This window comes from uncultured Serinicoccus sp. (genome assembly GCF_947487915.1).
Lineage (GTDB): Bacteria > Actinomycetota > Actinomycetes > Actinomycetales > Dermatophilaceae > Ornithinicoccus.
The window spans coordinates 1-3,424 of sequence record NZ_CANKYH010000021.1; the positions used below are offsets into that span (position 1 = coordinate 1).

The window sequence follows — 3,424 nt, forward strand, 5'->3', positions numbered from 1 at the left end:
GGAGAACCGCAGCCCGGCAGCGCCAGCCGGCGCTACCCCACGCCCACGCGCCAAATCCGACAGACGATGACCATCACACTCGCGCCGAGCCCACCAGCCCGACCTCATGAAAGACCGGGGCTAGGTGTGCGCGCAGGTCGAGAACCGCCCAGCCCTTCGGGTGAGGTGCGTACGTCTTCCGTCGCTCGTCTAGCCACACGTCATCGAACGAGAACCACGAGAAGTGCGTCCAGTTCTTCGTGCCGTCGTCGGTGTGTGCCAACAACCGAGCACCGATCCCTTGACCGCTTCGTGCCAAACCCGCGTAAACGGGCCTGCTACGTTTCTCGAGGACGTACACCCCAGCGGCAGGACGGAAGTCGCAGACGCGCAACCCAGGAGCGCGGTTGCCGCGGCGTCCGAGCAGTTGCCAACTGCTACCTGGTCCTGGATGCCAGTCGACCTCTCCCCGCGCCCAGTGCAGACCGAAGGCGCCGATAAGATGCGTGGCTGGTGGCATAGCCTCAGGGGCTCAGTGTTCTTCGCAGCACCGAGACGGCCGCACGCGCGCGCATCGTCAGACGCCTAGTGTTCGCTCGGCTTGGACGACTTGGGTCCCGTGTACCCCATCTCCAGCAGGTGCTCGTCCAGAAGGCTGTACAGGGCTTCGCCGTCTTTCGTGATGAGGTGTCGACTCGTCCCGTCTGCACGCTTCGCACGGAAGTGGATCTTGCCCTGTTCCCCAGCGTGCCTCCAAGCGACCTCGATTATGGGCTGCTTCAGACTTGGCATGGGCTCATCCTGTCATGCCAGCGGTCGCCGTGCTATGAGCGCCCCGAACTAGTCGACACCCTCCGGCCAGCGTCCTGCCTCCTGCAGCATGGCTTTGTACTGCAAGTACCTCTTCTCCGACTTGCCGTAGGACCAATGTGCGCCCTCGGCGCCAGGCACCGTCACGTGGATGTGCTTCGTCGATGGGTCGTACCAGACGCCGTGCTCGATGTACACGGTGCGGTTCCCCTTGAGGGCCAATCGGAACTTCATCTTGCGCTCCTTTGAGAAGTCCTTACAGGTATGACACGACTCCGCTGGGCGTGTCTAGTGCGACGGGTCAACGAAACAGTTGGCACTCTCAGGGTGCTCCGGCAGCGGAGGCACGCTACTGCCGCGGGTCGTGAATCGCGTGACGTCGCGGGGTGGCCTTCTGGCAGGCTCGGGCCATGGGATGGATCTGTCGTCCGGACTCGCAGGTGCCGGAAGCGGCGAAGCGACTTCTGGCCAGGGTGCCGGAATGGTTCGGTCTTCCGGAGGCGAACGCTGACTATGTCGAAGCGGCTCGGACGAAGGAGACTTGGACGGTCCGCGATGACGGCGGGAACGTCATCGGGCTCACCTTGGTCGATCGTCACTTTCCGCACGTAGCCGAGCTCCACCTCATGGTCGTCGACCGGGACCACCACGGTCAGGGTGTTGGTACCGCTATGGTCCGCGCTGTCGAGGAGGACGCGAGGGAGCGCGGTGTGCAGGTACTCGAGGTGAAGACGCTTGGCGCCTCACACCCGGACCCCGGCTACGCGCGCACCCGTCACTTCTACGAACAGGTCGGGTTTCTCCCGCTGGAGGAGACGGACCTTTGGGGTGAGGGGAATCCTTGTCTCTTCATGGTCAAGCCGCTCTGAGACTCCGGGCTCGGCCAGCTCGACAGCAAACATCCGGATTCGCCGCCACGGCGATGCATTAACCGAGCTACAGCGTGGTGATGATGGTGCGGCCTGAAGGTGGGGCGCTCGGCCTCACGCGAGGCGTGGTCATTGGGGACGATGGGGCTATGCGCATAGAGATCGATCCAGATCTGGACTTCGCCAGCTACTACGACGGCGGTGGCGACCCGGACCAGACCTGCGAGCGGCTCTACCAGTGGCACCAGGCGCTCTGCCTCCGGCCGGTCGAGAGTGTGGGACCGTTCGAGATCGACATCACCTACGACTACGCCTACGGGCTGCGACTTCGCACGCCAGACGGGACAACGTTCCGGCTGGGCAGCGACGGCATCATCCCGACGTGGTCGACGCCGGGTTACCTGTCCAGGTTCCCTCCGGAGCTCGCGGCAGAAGTCGCCCTAGATGCCGATGACTTCTTCCGCCTCGCCTCGACCATCGGCGGCTACGTCCTCTTCCCACGCAACAGCGCAGGGCAGACGGGTCAGACCATCAACCAGGCCCGAGGGGTCAACCGGCAGATCGCCGATCGGTTCGACCTCACACTGGAGTGCATCCGCCGGCACTATCAGAACCCCGAACTGGACAGTCCGCTGGCCGGCCGGCTCAACTACTACCGCGACTTCTTCGCCCTGTTCCGGGACTTCGACACCTACGTCCGGTTCTTCCTCCTAGACGACCTCGTCACCTCAGATCGCAAGGGCGTGTGGTCACTGCTGACCGCGAGCGTGCTCAATGACTTTCCAGCCGCAGGGTTTGCAACCTCGCCCATGGAGTACGCAGCCTTCCGACGCAACAGCATCCAGTTCGTGCGCGCACGAAACCGTCGGATCCAGCGACTCGAGTTATGACGCCGAGCGCTCCGAACCTCACTGTTTTGCCGATGTCAGAGGCACAACTTCTGACGTCACGGCTGGCGCGATGGCGCGCCCCGACCGACGATCACATCGCTCGATATGAGCCAGGCTCGGGTGCCGGCGTAGTGGTTCCGCATCTCCGGCACCACAAGACCTCTACGTCCTCAATGCGGCGCCGGACCCAGTTGTGGCCGGCGATCAGACACCACGCCCTGAAGATCTTCATGGCCCATCGTCCACCGTGATGAGGGTCGAGTCCAGGGCGATGAAAGTGAGGTCACAACCACGCCCAGGGCTCTCGGCGCGAGCGCGCGGATCTGCCGCGCTGCGGGCGCACGTAGAGTACGAACATTGAGCCGGTCGGTCCTGCCTGGACCATGCGTGCGAGGGTAGTCTCATGGCGCACTTCGATCGTCTCCGGGAACGAGCGACAGATGTGTTGGCGCCACGTCAGCTTTCGCCGTCAGCATCGTGTGGAACCGTAGGCGCTGCTCTGGAAACCGACCAGGGAGAGGTGTTCGTAGGCGTTTGCGTTGATACGGCATCATCCCTCGGCTTCTGCGCGGAGCACGCCGCTGCGGCCGCGATGCTCACACGCGGCCAGAACGTCGTCGTTCGCATGGTTGCCGTCGGAGCCGACCATAAGGTACTCGCTCCGTGCGGTCGGTGCCGCGAGTTCATCTCTCAATTATCGCCGCGCAACCTCGACGCGCAGGTGCTGGTCAACCAGGCAGAAATCGTGCGCCTCGGCGACCTGATGCCCTACCGCTGGCCCGTGGACTGAGCATCCGCTTCTGGTTCCCCTCTGTGTCAAGGGCCCCGGTGCCGTCGCTTTCTAGGGTGCGCCGCCGCTGGTCGCCGTCAAGGTCG

General features: G+C 64.0%; 4 protein-coding genes. 3 read left to right on the forward strand and 1 reads right to left on the reverse strand.

Annotation, left to right across the window (positions count from 1 at the left end; translation table 11 throughout):
• Window positions 1–819: 819 nt before the first annotated feature.
• A complete protein-coding gene (locus Q0795_RS16975) occupies window positions 820–1,023 on the reverse strand; it encodes a hypothetical protein (protein ID WP_298891712.1) in 204 nt (67 codons plus the stop codon).
• A gap of 176 nt (window positions 1,024–1,199) precedes the next feature.
• On the opposite strand from Q0795_RS16975, the gene Q0795_RS16980 reads away from it, so the two are divergent.
• From Q0795_RS16980 to Q0795_RS16990, 3 genes are all read left to right on the forward strand, one after another.
• The gene (locus tag Q0795_RS16980; protein WP_298891714.1) at window positions 1,200–1,658 is read left to right on the forward strand and encodes a GNAT family N-acetyltransferase; all 459 of its coding nucleotides are present in this window, start codon (window positions 1,200–1,202) and stop codon (window positions 1,656–1,658) included.
• A gap of 149 nt (window positions 1,659–1,807) precedes the next feature.
• Complete coding sequence (locus Q0795_RS16985) at window positions 1,808–2,548, forward strand: hypothetical protein (protein WP_298891716.1); 741 nt, start codon at window positions 1,808–1,810, stop codon at window positions 2,546–2,548.
• A gap of 403 nt (window positions 2,549–2,951) precedes the next feature.
• Window positions 2,952–3,338, forward strand: coding sequence for a cytidine deaminase (locus Q0795_RS16990; RefSeq protein WP_298891718.1), 387 nt, complete (start codon window positions 2,952–2,954; stop codon window positions 3,336–3,338).
• Window positions 3,339–3,424: the final 86 nt, after the last annotated feature.